The following is a 17,539-nucleotide window of genomic DNA, read 5'->3' as shown; positions in this document are numbered from 1 at the left end:
AAGTATTTAGGAATTCAGCCTCATCAGGTCTATTACCATAAATTACCCTTCCCCGGCTTTATGGCCGAGCGTTACAAAAACTTCCCTCATCAAGCGCCATTAAGCTTAATTGAAGCTGAAAATCAATTGCCACGGGATAAGTATAGCGATTTAATTCAGGTGGAAATGGGGGATAACTACCAATATAAAAAGATTATTAAAACCAAATGGCAACAATCGGCAATTTCATTACCATTAACACAATTTAAAGACTTAGAAAATGGCGTATATTTTTATGTCATGGCGGATAAAGGGCAATTAACCCCATTAAAGGGTGTAGAGCAAGCAGTTAGTTTACCTTCCTATATTCGTGTTGAAAAAGTGATGGGAAAAATCGTCGCTATCGTACAAAAAACACGTGTCCAATGGCTAACAACGGAATTTGATTACAAAAAAACTGCGCCGATTCGCAGTAAATTAACTGTGCTTGAAAGCCACTTAGTGCCAAAGTTAGTGATAGAAACTGAGTATGAAAAAGGCAGTTATTTACCGCTAACCCAAGTTATCAAAAATGCCCAAGGGACCACCATCAGAACCTTTGTTCGCGGTAAAAAGAAAAACATTGGGGCGATATTAGAAAGATTTAATGACCAGGGGATAAAAACCAACCATATTGAGATATCGAATGATGGCGATATTGAAAACCAATATCTCAATCACAAAGGTAGCATAGTATTGACTACTGATGAAATTGAAGACAAGGATAATCCACAACTCTATGACAATTTACCGTTTAACCCCGATGGCTTTGAGATGATACTGTTTGAACATTTTGATGATAAAAGTAAGCACTAAACGATAAAACGTTTAATAAGATGAGGCGATGCCACAAATGATGGTTAGTGATACAAAATAACTAAGGATAATATGAAACATTTAGTAAAAATTTTTTTATTGTGGGCATGCATGTTTCAATGTGTTTTGGCGCAGGTAAAAATAAACAATCACCAAATACAAATAATTAAAGCACAAGGCATTATGCCAAATAAAGTTTATTTTCAGCATGATTTTAGACTTTCTTACAAGATCGAAAATAGCATTCCTAAAAAAAATTTATTCACATCAGTGAATGGTTTAGAAAACCATCCAGATATGTATATGATGGCAATTCAAAATATTTCTCAGGTAAAATTAAATAAAAACTATCAATATATTCATGTAGTTCAACGAGAGCGAAATATTATTGAAATAATGTATCCAACCGACTCTTTTCAATCACTAGAAGATGGGGTTTATTTTTATACGTTAGATGAACATAAACAATTACATCAGCAAGCCTCATTCGAGGATGTTTTTGAATTGCCTTGTTATTTACGGGTTGAAAAAAAACAGGGTATTGTTGTCAGTATCCAAAAAAGGTGTTTAGCAGCAATTACTCATTATGTCTATGATTATTGGAGCAATAACAATTTGAAACATCTTAGAATAGAAATGTATGATACTGATCATAATATTATTTATTCTTCTGAAATATGGTTTGATGAAAATACAGGTTTAATGACTAAAACTATTAGAAAAAATATCAAAACAGGTAGTTTTCTCATTGAATCTTATATTAGACATGACGGGATTTATGGGATAGGTGAATATTTTGATAATCAAGGCGTTAAAACGAATCATGTAATTCACTATGAGAATTCATTTCGTGTAGAAAATCAGGTATTAAATAAGAATGGCAAGGTAATTAAAACTAATAATATAGAACCTGAAATCTTTGATTTTGAAAAAGATTTAGACGAGCCTTATCCGTACAATAAATTCAAATGCCATAAGCGATGTAATCTTTTTGATTTGTAAGCCTAATTAAATTAATTCATATTATCTTATTATAGTGAGAATAATTACTCCCTGAATTGGTACAACAGAAAAATTATTTATCGTAAAAATTAAAGGAGAGTCTGTCAATGCATATACATTTTATTATTCATGAAGATTTTGAAGCGCCTGGAGCTTATGAACAGTGGGCTATAAATAATCATCACACTATAACTTATTCTTGCGTTTACCTTAATGAACCACTTCCTTATAGCATTGATGATATCGACTTTCTTATTGTTATGGGCGGTCCACAGTCACCATCAACTACCAAACAAGAATGCGCTCATTTTGATTCTAAAGCAGAACAAGCCATTATTTTATCTGCAATAAAAGCAGAGAAAGTAGTCATTGGTGTATGTCTTGGTTCACAATTAATCGGTGAAGCTTTAGGGGCAAGTTATAGCAATAGCCCAGAAAAAGAAATTGGCAAATTCCCTATTACATTAACTCAAATCGGTAAAACAAATCCTTTGTTTACTGATTTTGGTAGCACATTAGAAGTCGGTCATTGGCACAATGATATGCCAGGTTTAACCAAAGATGCTCAAATTATTGCTTATAGTGAAGGGTGTCCTCGTCAAATCATTGCATACAGTAAATTTGTTTATGGTTTCCAATGCCATATGGAGTTAACACCTGAAGTGGTCGAATTATTAATTGCCCATTCACAAAAGGAACTTAGCCAAGCAGAAAAATACCGCTTTGTCGATACACCTGATAAGCTTCGCTCTCATGATTATACTAAAATGAATCAAAAACTTTTCACTTTTCTCGACAAGTTAAGCAAACGCTATCTGTCACCTTTAGAAAAATGACTGATTACATATTGTCGATAAGGGAATGGAAAATATGCAGGATATTATTATCGATAAGCCGATAAAACGCAGTAAATTAAGGCTAAAATTAGGCAAAGAATATTTTATCTTAAAACGAAAATTTGATTGGTGGCGACATCGTAACGCATATTGTACTGTCGACATAAATAATAATACATGTTGTTATTCACACAAAAAACATCAGTCTGTTTTATTAAGACAACTAAAAGATATTGATATGTATTTACAATATAACAAAATCACTAATCTTAGATTAGCAATTGAAAAACTTAATGGTTCAATCATTAAGCCTAATCAACGTTTTTCGATCTGGCAAAAAGTAGGGCGCCCATCCAAAAAAAGGGGATTTTTAGAAGGGCTATCATTACATAATGGACAGATAGGCAAAGATATTGGTGGAGGATTATGCCAATTAGGTAATTTAATTTATTGGATTGTATTACACTCCGATCTTACAATCATAGAACGTTGGCGTCATAGTTTTGATGTTTTCCCTGATATCAATCGAACTATTCCTTTTGCTTGTGGCGCCACCCTATCTTATAACTATGTAGATTTACAGTTAATCAATAAAACCAATAGCACTTACCAGCTTAATCTTTGGCTTGATAATCAATATTTACATGGCGAATTACTTGCTGATACCCCTTTAAGTAATCATTATGAAATCCTAGAAACCGATCATCGCATTGAACAACAATGGTGGGGAGGTTATACCAGACATAATAAAATATGGCAACGTAAAACACATTTAATTGATAACCATGTTGAAGAAAAGCTCATCAGCGAAAACCACGCAATTATGATGTATACCCCATTTATAGCAAATAATGAAGACGAATTGAAAAAGCAATAGTCATTCTGATAACAGATAGTCACTAACTATCTAAGTGATAGTTTGAGAGCTATATTAATAGCCCGTATACTCATGAAATAAAGTAGTTAATAATACCTAATATATGAAAGGAGCAAATTTCATGGCTTATACTTTACCTCCATTACCTTATGCTTATGATGCATTAGAACCTTATATTGATTCTGAAACTATGCATCTTCATCACGATAAACATCATCAAACCTATGTGAACAATGCAAATGCCATTCTTGAAACTTTGCCAGTTGAATTAAAAGAATTTTGCCCTAGCACTTTGTTAAAAAATTTAGATAAAGTACCTACTGACAAAATCACGGGTATTAAAAATAACGTAGGTGGTCATGTTAATCACACTCTTTTCTGGGAGCTATTAAAAGTTGGTACTGAACTAAAAGGCGACCTAAAAGCGGCCATCGAAAAAGATTTTGGTTCGGTTGATGCATTTAAAGAAAAATTTGCAGCAACGGCAGCAACTCGATTTGGTTCAGGTTGGGCTTGGTTAGTATTACAAAATGGTAAACTTGAAGTTGTTTCTACAGCCAACCAAGATTCACCGATAATGGGCGAAAAATTTGCTGGTGTTTCTGGTACGCCGATTTTAACACTAGATGTTTGGGAACATGCTTATTATTTAAAATATCAAAATCGCCGTGTTGATTACATTGGTGCATTTTGGAATGTAGTTAACTGGGATAAAGTTGCTGAGCTATACGCTGAAGCAAAAAAATAACTTGATTGTACTCATATTCTTTTCACCTTAAAAAGTGGCGCCTAGTGCGCCATCTTTTCTTTTCGAGCACTGAGTCAAAGTCAAAAATAGTAATTGGCAATTGCTAAATTATGCCCAAATCCGCTACAATGGACGCTTGTTTAATAAATCATAAAACTGAGCAACTCCATTTAAATCATGTTTGAAATTAATCCAGTTAAATCAAAGATAGTAGAACTTACCGAACGCACGGCTGTGATTCGGGGGTATCTTTGACTATGATGTAAAAAAAGAACGGCTCGAAGAAGTCAATGCTGAATTAGAGCAATCCGAAGTTTGGACCGATCCCGAAAAAGCGCAAGCGTTAGGTAAAGAGCGCGTTGCACTAGATGAAATTATCAATACTATCAATTCTTTAACGCAAGGTCTTGACGATGTTGAAGGCTTACTTGAACTGGCTATTGAAGCGGAAGATCAAGAGACTTTCGATGAAGCAAACAGCGAACTTGATCAACTAGAAAAAAAACTGGCCGGCCTTGAATTTCGGCGTATGTTTTCAGGCAATTACGATAGCGCAGATTGTTATTTGGATATCCAATCAGGCTCAGGAGGCACTGAAGCACAAGATTGGGCTGAAATGCTACTGAGAATGTATTTACGTTGGGCTGAATCAAAAGGCTTTGCAACCGACGTAATGGAAGTCTCTGATGGCGATGTTGCCGGTATTAAATCAGCAACGATTAAAGTATCTGGTGATTATGCTTACGGTTGGTTACGTACAGAAACTGGGGTGCATCGCCTTGTCCGTAAAAGCCCATTTGACTCAGGTAATCGACGCCACACCTCATTTTCTTCAGTTTTTGTTTATCCTGAAATTGATGATGATATTGATATCGACATTAACCCAGCCGATCTTCGCATTGATGTGTACCGTGCATCGGGTGCCGGTGGGCAGCATGTGAATAAAACCGAGTCTGCAGTACGTATTACCCATATTCCAACTGGTATTGTGACGCAGTGTCAAAATAACCGTTCACAACACAGCAATAAAGATCAAGCAATGAAACAGTTAAAAGCAAAACTGTATGAGCTTGAGATGCAAAAAAAGAATGCCGAAAAACAACAAATGGAAGAAACTAAATCTGACATTGGTTGGGGAAGCCAAATTCGCTCTTATGTACTTGATGATTCGCGTATCAAGGATTTGCGTACTGGCGTTGAAACTCGTAATACACAGGCCGTATTAGATGGCGATTTAGATCAATTTATTAAAGAAAGCTTAAAAGCAGGTTTATAAACCGCTTGGTTATAAATAAAAGGTAAAACTATGTCAACAGAGCAGCAAGATCAACAAAACCAAATTGAAGAGTTAAATAATGAACTAAAAGTACGTCGCGAAAAGCTCGCTCATCTTCGCGAACAAGGTATTGCTTTCCCTAATGATTTTCGCCGTGATGCGATTTCTAGTGATCTCCATAAACAATATGGCAATAAAACTAACGAAGAACTGATTGAAAATAAAATTATTGTAACTGTGGCTGGTCGTATAATGATGCGTCGTATTATGGGTAAAGCCTCGTTTGTTTCTCTACAAGATGTTGCTGGACAAATCCAACTTTATGTTACTCGTGATGATCTCCCTGAAGGCTTTTATAACGAGCAATTTAAAAAATGGGATTTGGGAGATATTGTCGGCGCTAAAGGTTACCTATTTAAGACTAAAACTGGTGAGCTTTCTATTCACTGTGAAGAAATTTGTTTATTAACTAAAGCTCTTCGCCCATTACCTAATAAGTTTCATGGACTTGCCGATCAAGAAATGCGTTACCGTCAACGTTACTTGGATCTTATCACAAATCAAGAGTCAAGAGAGACTTTTAAAGCGCGTTCCAAAGTTGTCAGTGAAATCCGCAACTTTATGATTGAAAACCACTTTATGGAAGTCGAAACGCCAATGATGCAGGTAATTCCGGGTGGTGCATCAGCTAAACCATTTATTACGCATCACAATGCGCTTGATTTAGATATGTATATGCGTATTGCGCCAGAACTTTATCTAAAACGATTAGTTGTAGGTGGCTTTGAGCGGGTATTTGAAATTAATCGCAACTTCCGAAATGAAGGCGTATCACCAAGACATAATCCAGAATTTACCATGATGGAAATGTACATGGCTTATGCTGATTACAAAGATCTGATCGTATTAACAGAAACATTATTCCGTCGTTTAGCTATTGCGGTAACAGGTGATACTGTTGTGCAATATGGTGAACATACGTTTGATTTTGGTAAACCATTTATCAAAATGACCATGCGTGAAGCCATTTGCCATTACCACCCTGAAACCAATAATACTGATCTAGATGACTTTGATAAAGCTTGTGCCATAGCACAATCAGTTGGTATAAAAATTGAAAAAAGTTGGGGACTTGGTCGAGTGGTAACTGAAATTTTTGAAGAAGTGGCTGAATCAAACTTAATTCAACCAACCTTTATTACTGAATATCCAGCTGAAGTATCCCCACTTGCTCGCCGTAACGATGAAAACCCATTTGTGACTGATCGATTTGAATTTTTTATTGGTGGTCGTGAAATTGGTAATGGATTCTCAGAGCTTAATGATGCTGAAGATCAAGCTCAACGCTTTGCTGATCAAGTATCACAAAAAGATGCGGGTGATGATGAAGCGATGTTTTATGATGAAGATTATATTACAGCGCTGGAGCACGGTTTACCGCCAACAGCAGGACTTGGGATCGGTATTGACCGTACCGTGATGCTATTTACCAACAGCCATACAATTCGTGACGTAATTTTATTCCCAACCATGCGTCCAATTAAATAAAACGGTTTATCATTAAAAACACACTTATTTTTTGATAAGTGTGTTTTTATACTAAAACACATAGTTTCCTGAAACTTTTTGACAAATAACTCCTTCACCTTATCACGGATTAGCGGCTTATATCATAAATAAAATTGTAAAATGCATTGAATATAAAACAGCCAATATAATTTTATACGCAAGTTGTGTGCTAACTATGAGGTATTTACCCACTTATTTACTTTTTAGGTTATATTTTTTGTAAAAAATATTCAGGATCCTATACCGTTTCGTGATTAATTGAGAATTTATAATAATAGGTTAACACAGCTATATTATAACTATCGTTGACTATAAATATAGTCAACGATAGTTGAATTAATTTAGTGGCTATCAGTCGGTTTGACTTGATTTGGCAAGATCAGATTTAACACAATGGCTAAAATTCCGCATAAACTGATACCTTGTAAGGCATATGATCCAAAATCAAAGATCATCCCACCAATTCCAAAAACTAAAACTAATGAGACAATACACATATTTCGAGGCACAGAAAGATCCACTTTGTGTTTAACTAAAATATTTATGCCCACTGATGCAATGGAACCAAACAATAGCACCATAATTCCCCCCATGACTACAGTTGGAATTGAGCCTAAAAATGCTCCAATTTTGCCAATAAAAGACATTAAAATGGCCCAAATTGCCGCCCATGTCATGACGCGAGTTTTAAAATTACGCGTTAACGTTACCGCACCAATTACTTCCGCATAAGTAATACAGGGAGGCCCACCAAAAAATCCCGCTGTCGAAGTTGCCAATCCATCACCGAGTAATGTACGCTGTAAACCAGGATCACGCGTATAATCTTTACCTGTGACAGTACTAATTGCCATAATATCACCAACATGTTCAATGGTTGGTGCAATCACAATTGGCAGCATATACAAAATGGCTTGCCAGTGAAATACTGGAAACGTGAAATCAGGTATTTTAAACCATGGCGCATCAATCACCGGTTGAAAATTGACAATACCGAACATACAAGAGAGCGTATAACCAACCACAATACCCGAAATAATAGGTAATAATTTTAAAAAACCTTTTGCCCAAATAGCCACCACTAACGTTGTTAATAGTGAAGCCATTGAAATAAGAATCAATTGATAATTTTCAGCTTGTAGTCCACTATTTTTACCCATTGCCATCCCAACGGTAACCGGCGCAAGCGATAAGCCAATAACCATAATAATTGGACCTGTCACAACCGGCGGCAAGATGCGATCAATGACATCTTTACCATTTATTTTTACCAAAAAAGCAAAAAACATAAATACAAATCCAGCAGCTATTAAACCGCCTAAAGTAGCGGGGATTCCCCATTGCGCAACGCCAAATGAAATAGGGGCAATAAAAGCAAATGATGAAGCTAAAAATACCGGTACCTTACCTTTCGTGGTTAATTGAAATAATAAAGTACCTATTCCAGCAGTAAAAAGCGCTACATTGGGATTTAACCCAGTTAACAACGGTACTAATACCAATGCTCCAAATGCGACAAATAACATTTGTGCGCCAGTAAAAATATCCTGCCAAGAATGTTTATGCAGTGATGTTATATTTTCTGTTTTGTCTGTTGTGATATTGCTCACATCGCGCCTCTCTTACTTAACTAAATTTGTTGTATAACTTGCCTGTTTGACAGGCATAAAAAAACCGGTTTAACCGGTCTAAATTTTGAGATTTTATTTTGTGCCGAAGATTTTGTCTCCAGCATCACCCAGTCCAGGTAATATGTAGCCTTTTTCGTTCAACCTCTCATCAATCGATGCAGTATAAAGTTCAACATCAGGGTGAGCTTGTTCAAGCACTTTAATACCTTCTGGTGCAGCAACTAAAACTAATACTTTAATATTTTTACAACCTGCTTTTTTAAGTAAATCGATTGTCGCCACCATTGAACCACCTGTGGCTAACATTGGATCAACAACTAAAGCCATTCGATCTTCAATATCCGAAGTTAGTTTTTGGAAATAAGGAACAGGTTCTAGCGTTTCTTCGTTACGGTAAAAACCGACAACGCTAATACGGGCACTTGGCACATGCTCAAGCACACCATCCATCATACCTAAGCCTGCACGCAAAATAGGTACAACCGTAATTTTTTTACCCTTAATACGTTCTACTTGAACAGGTCCACACCAACCGTCTATTGTTACTGTTTCGGTAGGTAGATCAGCAGTTGCTTCATAAGTTAATAAACTGCCAACTTCGCTGGCAAGAGCACGAAAGTCTTTGGTACTAATATCGTGTTCACGCATTAATCCAATTTTATGGCGTACAAGAGGGTGTTTTACTTCAACTATTTTCATGGAGGGCCTCAGTGTTATTTTCTATAATCTGTTAGCTGGTATAAATAACCACTGAGCGATAATTCTAACATAGTTATCACTTTATGAAAACCTGAAATCAACAGACTCATAGGCAATGTAAATATTGATAAAAAAATAAAAATAAAAAATTCAACGATAAAAATCAGTTTTATTTTTTTTCATTAGAATGATTGTCAGTTATTAAATCAAAAAGGAATAGGGAATGAATTGGTTTATTGATTGTATTACAATAAATTATGGAAATTTTGATGGGCGAGCTTGCCGTGAAGAATATTGGATGTTCTCTTCGATCTATATTGTTCTAATTATTTTGATGATAATTATTGATAATATGATGAAAAATAACCTCGTTTTAACTTTGAGCTTGACGTTGGCTTTATTTGTTCCTAATTTCGCAGTTACAGTACGCCGTTTGCATGATGTTGATAAACCGGGTTGGTACTTTTGGACTGCAACACCTTATACGCTATTAAAACTTATGTGTACCGATTCAACTCCTGGTCCTAACCAATATGGCGAAAACCCTAAAGGGTTATAAAGTACTGTAACTAGCCTCGCAAACTCTAGCGTGGCTAATAAATAAGTGATTTTTGGTTTTTTTTCTATTTAAAAATGTTTTCTTTCACTAACCACTTTTCTATATTAAATACTTTCTCCATCTAAATATTGAACAGGAAATTCAATCGTTTTTTCAGTTATAGACTCACCATTAATACATTTTAATAGCATTTGTGCTGATTTTTGCCCAATTTCAACTCTTGGTGTTAAAATGGAAGCCAATTTTGGGGTCACAACTTGGCCCACATCGTGTCCATGAAAACCGGCAATAGCAATCTGTTCTGGCACTTTAATATTAAGCCGCTGACATTCAAACAATACACCTAATGCTAAATCATCATTTGTGCTAAATACACCATCAACTTGAGGGTATTGGGCTAATGCTTGATGAAGTAATTTTGTCCCTAATGAATAAGATGAATGCTCTGTGGTTGCAAATGTCTTTGGTGTTAACCCAAGTTCGTTCATTGCTTCTTCATAAGCCTTTTGTCTTATAATACTTCGCTCATCTTGCCTTGCACTAAAATAGGCAATATTTTTGTAACCTTTATTAATCATTCTATAAATCATATTTTTAGTCACAGTAAAATTATCAATGCCAACTGCCATATCAATACATGGTAAAGAACTATCCATAATTTCAACGACTGGCACACCCGATATTTCAATCATTTTACGAGTCGCATTAGTATGTGTACGCTCTGTTAATATTAAACCATCAATATTATAGGCAAGTAACGAGCGCAATCGCATTTCTTCTTTTTCAGGACTATACCCCGTATGAGCAATCATAGTTTGATAACCATGCATATCTGTCTCAATTTCAATACCTTTTAATACATCGGCAAAAACTTGATTAGTTAATGAGGGTAACAACACTCCAATTGCATTACTTTTGGCATTAGAAAGCATGTCTGGTGCTTTATTAGGAATATATCCTAGTTTATCTATTGCGGCTGAAATTTGTAATTGAAGTGGTTCAGAAACAAGATTGGGATCGCGTAAAAAACGACTGACTGTCATTTTACTTATCCCAATTAAATTGGCAATTTCCTGCAAGCCCGTTCGACGTTTTTTATGGCTACTCATTCGCTTTTTCCGGTATTCTTAGCTGCCAATCTATGGCAATTTTTCCTTGTTGTATAATAAGATCATTCGCTTTTGAAAAGTGCTTACAGCCAAAAAATCCACGATGAGCAGATAACGGTGATGGATGCACCGATGTTAATACATGATGTTTTTGGCGATTAATAAACTGCCCTTTTTTTTGTGCAGGAGATCCCCACAATAAAAAAACCACACCTTCAAGATACTTATCGATTGCTGCTATCACATTATCAGTAAAAGTTTCCCAACCTATTTTTGCATGAGAATGCGCTTGCCCAGCTTCAACGGTCAACACATTATTTAATAGTAATACACCTTGAGCAGCCCAAGAAGCTAAATAGCCATGAGAAGGAATTGTAAAACCATCAATATCGTTTGCCAGTTCTTTATAAATATTAACTAACGATGGTGGTATCTTAACTCCGGGTAAAACAGAAAAAGAAAGACCGTGAGCTTGATTAGGACCATGATAAGGATCTTGCCCTAAAATCACCACTTTGATTTGATCAAATGGTGTAAAACGAAACGCATTAAACACATCATGCTGAGGCGGGTAAATTATCTTGCCATTAGCACGCTCAGCCATTACAAATTGCATTATTTGTTGAAAATAAGGTTTTTGTTTTTCTGCACCAATAACTTCATGCCAAGTCAATTTTATTGTCATCTTTTGATATCACTCATCAATAATGCCAGTGTTTCTGGGCAATAACTAATATATTTCTACATAATAACCTATCACAAAAAAAAATAGAAATTAAAGGTATTACTTATTGAAGCAATAGCTTTTTTTGACTTTTATCAAATTTTTAAAGTGCTATATTAACCATAATTATTTTAGGGCAATAAGGCCCCGTTAGGAGGATTTAAAATGATTACAGGTATCCAAATTACTAAAGCAGACAACTCAGCACTTCTAAACTCTTTCTGGTTATTAGACGACTCTACAAAAGAAGCTCGTTGTGTAGCTGCTAAATCAGTTTATAAAGAAGATCAAATCATTCCTACTGCAGAACTTGGTCAATTCGAATATCGCGAAGTTCCATTAGATGTTGCTCCAACTGTAAAAGTTGAAGGTGGTCAACATTTAAATGTAAACGTTCTTCGTCGTGAAACTTTAGAAGACGCTGTAAAACACCCAGAAAAATACCCACAATTAACAATTCGTGTTTCTGGTTATGCAGTACGTTTTAACTCATTAACAGCAGAACAACAACGTGATGTTATTGCTCGTACGTTTACAACTAAAATTTAAGTGCGACAAACAGCGATAAGATTTTGATTTTTGTGATATTTTCATAAAATCAAGAGTAATGAAAGACGGAAATGAAATACTTTCCTCTTTCATCAGTGGGTAAGGGTAGAGGCGAAATACCCTCTCATTATCCACAAGCTTGTAAAACTCCTCAAGGGAGCCTCAAACTCCCGAAAGGGAGACTTTAAGGAAGGCGTTATAATTGCATAACTTTTCGACCCGTGTGCAAGAGGGGACATATTCCTGTAAGCCCTTTGTAAGGTATAAACCTTACCAGTCCGGAGTTGAACTATATACGACTACAAGGCGAGCAATGATATACGATTGCCGACGTCTCATTTTAACTAATAATCTACTGTTTAATGGATAAATGACTTACCGTTAAAATAAGTAATAAACAAAAATTTTATTTTATGATTAATCAACAAGATATACATGTTGATATGGAAAGATAAAATCAGGTCAACAATTATTGGTAAAATATCAGGTGTAAAAACCTATTTCACTTTCACTCGAGTCGTTTACACTGCATGATTAAAATAATCCTCAAAAACTCATAAGGCGTTTTTCCTGGAATTGCTTTATGCGGTTTAACGGTATTATAAAAATTAATAAAGCGTTGGATAGGCTACACTAATTAGTACCAGTTTTATAAGGTCATTGTTATGATAAACTAAAAATAAAAGAAGGTAACAACAATGGCAATTGATTTAGTGCGAAGAGCAAAACGTAGCTTTACTAACGAATTCAAAAAACAAATGGTCATGCTATATCAAAATGGTAAAAAACGTGCAGATATCGTCGCAGAGTATGAACTCACCAAATCAGCATTAGATAAGTGGATAACGCAGTACCAAACTACCGGCTCATTCATCGCAAAAGATAATCGTCGAACTGAAGAGAACGAACTTATCGCGCTACGCAAAGAGAATAAACGCTTGTTAATGGAGAATGATATCCTAAAGCAAGCGGCGTTGATAATGGGAAGAAAATCGAGTTAATTTTATATAATAAGCATCGATACAGCTTACGTGCATTATGTCGATGTTTAAATGTAACCCGAAATCGTTTCTATTCTCAACGGCAATTGATGCAGCAACCACAAGCTATATCACTGAGTGAAATAGTGGGTGAAATTTTTAATAATAATTATCTAGCTTATGGTACAAGGCGTCTGCAAGCAGAGCTGAGAAAGCAAGGCATAACCGTATCTCGACGCCGAATAGGTCGAATCATGGCAAAAAATGGCTGGGTTTCGAAATACACCTGTAAAAGATATTGTATTGATACAGAAAAAAGCAATGAATCGGCGGTGGGGAATGAACTTAATCGAGAATTTGATATAGGTCAACCACGAAAGATATTGGTGACCGATTTAACCTATGTAAGGGTTAAACAACGTTGGCACTACCTTTGTGTAATTGTTGATATCAGTAATCGAGAAATAGTAGGACGAAGTGCTGGAAGGTATAAAACAGCAGCACTGGTGATGCAAGCTATGAGTCAAATTCCAATGAACTTACAGACGATTGAGTTGTTTCATTCTGATAGAGGAAAAGAGTTTGATAATCATTTGATTGATGAATGTTTAACAGCATTTGGAATTAAACAGTCGTTAAGTCGCAAAGGCTGTCCTTATGATAACACAATTGCAGAAAGCACATTTAAAGCAGTGAAAACAGAATTTGTGTCAAATACTATTTTTGATTCACTGGCGCAACTTAAATTGGAATTTAATCACTATGTGGATTGGTTTAATTATAATCGACTTCATTCAACATTAAATTACCAGTCGCCGATTGAATACAAAAGAAATCGATGACCTTATCTTTTTGGTACTAAAAAGTATGGATATGCCAAATCATCAATGCCAACAAATAAATATTCTCTAGTTTGCTGTTTTGTTTCATTTTTAAGTAAAGGTAAACGTTTGGTATCAACGTGTAGCATTTCACCCAGATAGGTTTTGTTATCGCATTTAGCTCGTCGTCTTAATTTATCTTCAATAGATTTTTCCACTTTAACCAGAGGTTTAATACCATAACAAATGGTTTTATAACGTTAATTCTTACTGGTTAAAGGCACAAAAATCTTCAATCGGGCTTTCTTTAGTACGTTATAAATGGCCTAGTAACTGACCATAAAGCGTTTAGCTAAATCAGTAACCGTTATTTTTTCTTTATGATATAAGCGCCATATCGCTTGTCTGTGATAAGGCGTTAGTTTTTTTATATATATTCATTACCGTTGTTTCTCAAATTACTGTAAACAACGCTAGTAAATCCTACACCTTAGTTATTTTGCATCACTACAATCGGTTACAATACCTTCGGTCTTATCCGTATAATGCTTGTAATTATCTTCCAGATTACCATCAGCTCTTTTTCATACTCTGTATCTATGATTAACTACCACTGTCATTTGTGGCATCGCCTAATCTTATTAAACGTTTTATCGTTTAGTGCTCACGTTTATCATCAAAATGTTCAAACAGTATCATCTCAAAGCCATCTGGGTTAAATGGTAAATTGTCATAGAGTTGTGGATTATCCTTGTCTTCAATTTCATCAGTAGTCAATACTATGCTACCTTTGTGATTGAGATATTGGTTTTCAATATCGCCATCATTCGATATCTCAATATGGTTGGTTTTTATCCCCTGGCCATTAAATCTTTCTAATATCGCCCCAATGTTTTTCTTTTTACCGCGAACAAAGGTTCTGATGGTGGTCCCTTGGGCATTTTTGATAACTTGGGTTAGCGGTAAATAACTGCCTTTTTCATACTCAGTTTCTATCACTAACTTTGGCACTAAGTGGCTTTCAAGCACAGTTAATTTACTGCGAATCGGCGCGGTTTTTTTGTAATCAAATTCCGTTGTTAGCCACTGGACACGTGTTTTTTGTACGATAGCGACGATTTTTCCCATCACTTTCTCAACACGAATATAGGAAGGTAAACTAACTGCTTGCTCTACGCCCTTTAATGGGGTTAATTTCCCTTTATCCGCCATGACATAAAAATATACGCCATTTTCTAAGTCTTTAAATTGTGTTAATGGTAATGAAATTGCCGATTGTTGCCATTTGGTTTTAATAATCTTTTTATATTGGTAGTTATCCCCCATTTCCACCTGAATTAAATCGCTATACTTATCCCGTGGCGTTTGATTTTCAGCTTCAATTAAGCTTAATGGCGCTTGATGAGGGAAGTTTTTGTAACGCTCGGCCATAAAGCCGGGGAAGGGTAATTTATGGTAATAGACCTGATGAGGCTGAATTCCTAAATACTTTACTCTGTTGGTCGCTTCGCTGTCATATTGACGGCTTTCGCCTAATCCTTGTTCAAACATAGCATCTTTTAACAGGGAATGACTTTTTTCGACATTCATGATTAATTTATTGTACGGATAAGGCTCGTCTAAATCTTTTTCAAAATCAAAGATTTCAGGTTCTATATCATTAGTTTTAATTACCTTGCCACCTTTATTTAATACCTGATTTTTTACACGAAATGAATTCTTATAGTGAATTACATGATTCGTTTTAACGCCTTGATTATCAAAATGCTCTTCTATAGAGTAAATTCCATCTTGTCTAACAAGAGACTCAATAGCTGTATTTCCTGTTTTGGTATTTTTTTTTCTAAGTTTTATCATTAATCCATTTTCATCAAAAAATGTTTCGGAAGTATAGATAATATTATGATCAGTATCATACCTTTCCAATCTAAGGTGTTTTAAGTTATTATTGATCCAATAATTATAGACATAATGACTAATAGATGCTAAGCATCTTTTTTGAATACTAATTACAATGCCGTGTTTTTTTTCAACCCGCAAATAACAAGGCAATTCAAAAACCTCCTCGAATGAGGCTTGCTGATGTAATTGTTTATGCTCATCTAACGTATAAAAATAAACCCCATCTTCTAGTGATTGAAAAGAGTCGGTTGGATACATTATTTCAATAATATTTCGCTTCCGCTGCCATATATCACTATATTGGTAATTTTCGTTCAATTTAACTTTTGCAATACTTTGAATCCCCGCTCTATACATCTTTGAATAGGTTTCTAAACCAATTGCTGATGAGAATAAATCTTTTTCAGGAAAGCTTTCTTCATTATCAAGGAAAAGCATAAAATCATGTTGAAAATAAACTTTACCCGGCACAATGCCTTGTACTTTTAATTTTTTTATTATTTGTATTTGTTGATTGTTCATTTTTACCTGCGCCAAAACACATTGAAACATGCATGCCCACAATAAAAAAATTTTTACTAAATGTTTCATATTATCCTTAGTTATTTTGTATCACTAACCATCATTTGTGGCATCGCCTCATCTTATTAAACGTTTTATCGTTTAGTGCTCACGTTTATCATCAAAATGTTCAAACAGTATCATCTCAAAGCCATCTGGGTTAAACGGTAAATTGTCATAGAGTTGTGGATTATCCTTGTCTTCAATTTCATCAGTAGTCAATACTATGCTACCTTTGTGATTGAGATATTGGTTTTCAATATCGCCATCATTCGATATCTCAATATGGTTGGTTTTTATCCCCTGGTCATTAAATCTTTCTAATATCGCCCCAATGTTTTTCTTTTTACCGCGAACAAAGGTTCTGATGGTGGTCCCTTGGGCATTTTTGATAACTTGGGTTAGCGGTAAATAACTGCCTTTTTCATACTCAGTTTCTATCACTAACTTTGGCACTAAGTGGCTTTCAAGCACAGTTAATTTACTGCGAATCGGCGCGGTTTTTTTGTAATCAAATTCCGTTGTTAGCCATTGGACACGTGTTTTTTGTACGATAGCGACGATTTTTCCCATCACTTTTTCAACACGAATATAGGAAGGTAAACTAACTGCTTGCTCTACACCCTTTAATGGGGTTAATTGCCCTTTATCCGCCATGACATAAAAATATACGCCATTTTCTAAGTCTTTAAATTGTGTTAATGGTAATGAAATTGCCGATTGTTGCCATTTGGTTTTAATAATCTTTTTATATTGGTAGTTATCCCCCATTTCCACCTGAATTAAATCGCTATACTTATCCCGTGGCAATTGATTTTCAGCTTCAATTAAGCTTAATGGCGCTTGATGAGGGAAGTTTTTG

At 35.3% G+C, this 17,539-nt stretch carries 17 protein-coding genes; 10 read left to right on the top strand and 7 right to left on the bottom strand.

Annotation, left to right across the window (positions count from 1 at the left end):
* The 7 genes from A9G25_RS12765 to lysS all read left to right on the top strand — a co-directional run.
* The coding region (locus A9G25_RS12765; protein WP_176701060.1) for a hypothetical protein at positions 1-834 on the top strand (834 nt) is incomplete at its 5' end.
* A 72-nt stretch (positions 835-906) separates the two neighbouring features.
* Positions 907-1,836: a hypothetical protein gene (locus tag A9G25_RS02080; RefSeq protein ID WP_065625531.1), complete on the top strand. Its 930-nt coding sequence runs from the start codon at positions 907-909 to the stop codon at positions 1,834-1,836.
* A 107-nt stretch (positions 1,837-1,943) separates the two neighbouring features.
* Positions 1,944-2,672: a type 1 glutamine amidotransferase gene (locus A9G25_RS02075; protein WP_065625530.1), complete on the top strand. Its 729-nt coding sequence runs from the start codon at positions 1,944-1,946 to the stop codon at positions 2,670-2,672.
* A gap of 25 nt (positions 2,673-2,697) precedes the next feature.
* Positions 2,698-3,549 (top strand): VanW family protein, encoded by an 852-nt coding sequence (locus tag A9G25_RS02070; RefSeq protein ID WP_218057517.1) that lies wholly within the window; start codon positions 2,698-2,700, stop codon positions 3,547-3,549.
* A gap of 121 nt (positions 3,550-3,670) precedes the next feature.
* Positions 3,671-4,297 (top strand): Fe-Mn family superoxide dismutase, encoded by a 627-nt coding sequence (locus A9G25_RS02065; protein WP_065625528.1) that lies wholly within the window; start codon positions 3,671-3,673, stop codon positions 4,295-4,297.
* 177 nt (positions 4,298-4,474) lie between these two features.
* Positions 4,475-5,573 (top strand): peptide chain release factor 2 gene (prfB, locus tag A9G25_RS02060; RefSeq protein WP_141674969.1). Its coding sequence is split into 2 segments (ribosomal slippage): positions 4,475-4,549 and positions 4,551-5,573, totalling 1,098 coding nucleotides; the frame shifts between segments, so codons are not numbered across the junction.
* 30 nt (positions 5,574-5,603) lie between these two features.
* Complete coding sequence (lysS, locus tag A9G25_RS02055) at positions 5,604-7,121, top strand: lysine--tRNA ligase (RefSeq protein ID WP_065625526.1); 1,518 nt, start codon at positions 5,604-5,606, stop codon at positions 7,119-7,121.
* Positions 7,122-7,483: 362 nt separating this feature from the next.
* On the opposite strand, the gene A9G25_RS02050 is transcribed toward lysS, so the two are convergent.
* Positions 7,484-8,743 (bottom strand): uracil-xanthine permease family protein, encoded by a 1,260-nt coding sequence (locus tag A9G25_RS02050; RefSeq protein WP_081297113.1) that lies wholly within the window; start codon positions 8,741-8,743, stop codon positions 7,484-7,486.
* A gap of 102 nt (positions 8,744-8,845) precedes the next feature.
* Entirely contained in the window at positions 8,846-9,472 is a 627-nt protein-coding gene (gene upp, locus A9G25_RS02045) for a uracil phosphoribosyltransferase (protein ID WP_065561672.1), read from the bottom strand.
* A gap of 223 nt (positions 9,473-9,695) precedes the next feature.
* Here upp and A9G25_RS02040 point away from each other — a divergent pair, with 223 nt between their 5' ends.
* Positions 9,696-10,031 (top strand): DUF805 domain-containing protein, encoded by a 336-nt coding sequence (locus tag A9G25_RS02040; RefSeq protein ID WP_065625525.1) that lies wholly within the window; start codon positions 9,696-9,698, stop codon positions 10,029-10,031.
* Between the two features lie 104 nt (positions 10,032-10,135).
* On the opposite strand, the gene gntR is transcribed toward A9G25_RS02040, so the two are convergent.
* Together gntR and ung are read right to left on the bottom strand one after the other, a co-directional pair.
* Positions 10,136-11,140 carry a gluconate operon transcriptional repressor GntR gene (gntR, locus tag A9G25_RS02035; protein ID WP_065625524.1) on the bottom strand — a complete coding sequence of 335 codons (1,005 nt, stop codon included), beginning with the start codon at positions 11,138-11,140 and terminating at the stop codon, positions 10,136-10,138.
* The gene (gene ung / locus A9G25_RS02030; RefSeq protein WP_065625523.1) at positions 11,133-11,825 is read right to left on the bottom strand and encodes a uracil-DNA glycosylase; all 693 of its coding nucleotides are present in this window, start codon (positions 11,823-11,825) and stop codon (positions 11,133-11,135) included. Before ung ends, gntR begins: the two co-directional genes overlap by 8 nt.
* Positions 11,826-12,029: 204 nt before the next feature.
* Between ung and grcA the strand changes: the two genes are divergently transcribed.
* On the top strand, positions 12,030-12,413 hold the full coding sequence (grcA, locus tag A9G25_RS02025; protein ID WP_034910787.1) for an autonomous glycyl radical cofactor GrcA: 384 nt from the start codon (positions 12,030-12,032) through the stop codon (positions 12,411-12,413).
* Between the two features lie 698 nt (positions 12,414-13,111).
* Positions 13,112-14,235, top strand: a protein-coding gene (locus tag A9G25_RS02015) for an IS3 family transposase (protein WP_141674968.1) whose coding sequence is annotated in 2 segments (ribosomal slippage) — positions 13,112-13,406 and positions 13,406-14,235 — 1,125 coding nt in all. Because the reading frame shifts where the segments join, the coding sequence is not laid out codon by codon here.
* Between the two features lie 2 nt (positions 14,236-14,237).
* Here A9G25_RS02015 and A9G25_RS12760 read toward each other — a convergent pair.
* From A9G25_RS12760 to A9G25_RS12755, 3 genes are all read right to left on the bottom strand, one after another.
* On the bottom strand, positions 14,238-14,432 hold the full coding sequence (locus tag A9G25_RS12760) for a hypothetical protein (protein WP_065625521.1): 195 nt from the start codon (positions 14,430-14,432) through the stop codon (positions 14,238-14,240).
* Positions 14,433-14,871: 439 nt separating this feature from the next.
* Positions 14,872-16,638: a hypothetical protein gene (locus tag A9G25_RS02005; protein ID WP_141674967.1), complete on the bottom strand. Its 1,767-nt coding sequence runs from the start codon at positions 16,636-16,638 to the stop codon at positions 14,872-14,874.
* 141 nt (positions 16,639-16,779) lie between these two features.
* Positions 16,780-17,539: hypothetical protein (locus A9G25_RS12755; RefSeq protein WP_176701059.1), on the bottom strand; the 760-nt coding region annotated here is incomplete at its 5' end.

It is taken from the genome of Gilliamella sp. Bif1-4, from assembly GCF_001690535.1.
Classification (GTDB): domain Bacteria; phylum Pseudomonadota; class Gammaproteobacteria; order Enterobacterales; family Orbaceae; genus Gilliamella; species Gilliamella bombi.
Note: the sequence above shows the minus strand (reverse complement) of the source record. Positions and strands in the feature narration are given on the sequence as shown.

What these genes read in the sequence shown, in the direction of transcription:
- A9G25_RS02080 (WP_065625531.1), top strand. Translation starts at nt 907, where the DNA reads ATGAAACATTTAGTAAAAATTTTTTTATTGTGGGCATGCATGTTTCAA.
- A9G25_RS02075 (WP_065625530.1), top strand. Translation starts at nt 1,944, where the DNA reads ATGCATATACATTTTATTATTCATGAAGATTTTGAAGCGCCTGGAGCT.
- A9G25_RS02070 (WP_218057517.1), top strand. Translation starts at nt 2,698, where the DNA reads ATGGAAAATATGCAGGATATTATTATCGATAAGCCGATAAAACGCAGT.
- A9G25_RS02065 (WP_065625528.1), top strand. Translation starts at nt 3,671, where the DNA reads ATGGCTTATACTTTACCTCCATTACCTTATGCTTATGATGCATTAGAA.
- lysS (WP_065625526.1), top strand. Translation starts at nt 5,604, where the DNA reads ATGTCAACAGAGCAGCAAGATCAACAAAACCAAATTGAAGAGTTAAAT.
- upp (WP_065561672.1), bottom strand. Translation starts at nt 9,472, where the DNA reads ATGAAAATAGTTGAAGTAAAACACCCTCTTGTACGCCATAAAATTGGA.
- A9G25_RS02040 (WP_065625525.1), top strand. Translation starts at nt 9,696, where the DNA reads ATGAATTGGTTTATTGATTGTATTACAATAAATTATGGAAATTTTGAT.
- gntR (WP_065625524.1), bottom strand. Translation starts at nt 11,140, where the DNA reads ATGAGTAGCCATAAAAAACGTCGAACGGGCTTGCAGGAAATTGCCAAT.
- ung (WP_065625523.1), bottom strand. Translation starts at nt 11,825, where the DNA reads ATGACAATAAAATTGACTTGGCATGAAGTTATTGGTGCAGAAAAACAA.
- grcA (WP_034910787.1), top strand. Translation starts at nt 12,030, where the DNA reads ATGATTACAGGTATCCAAATTACTAAAGCAGACAACTCAGCACTTCTA.
- A9G25_RS02005 (WP_141674967.1), bottom strand. Translation starts at nt 16,638, where the DNA reads ATGAACAATCAACAAATACAAATAATAAAAAAATTAAAAGTACAAGGC.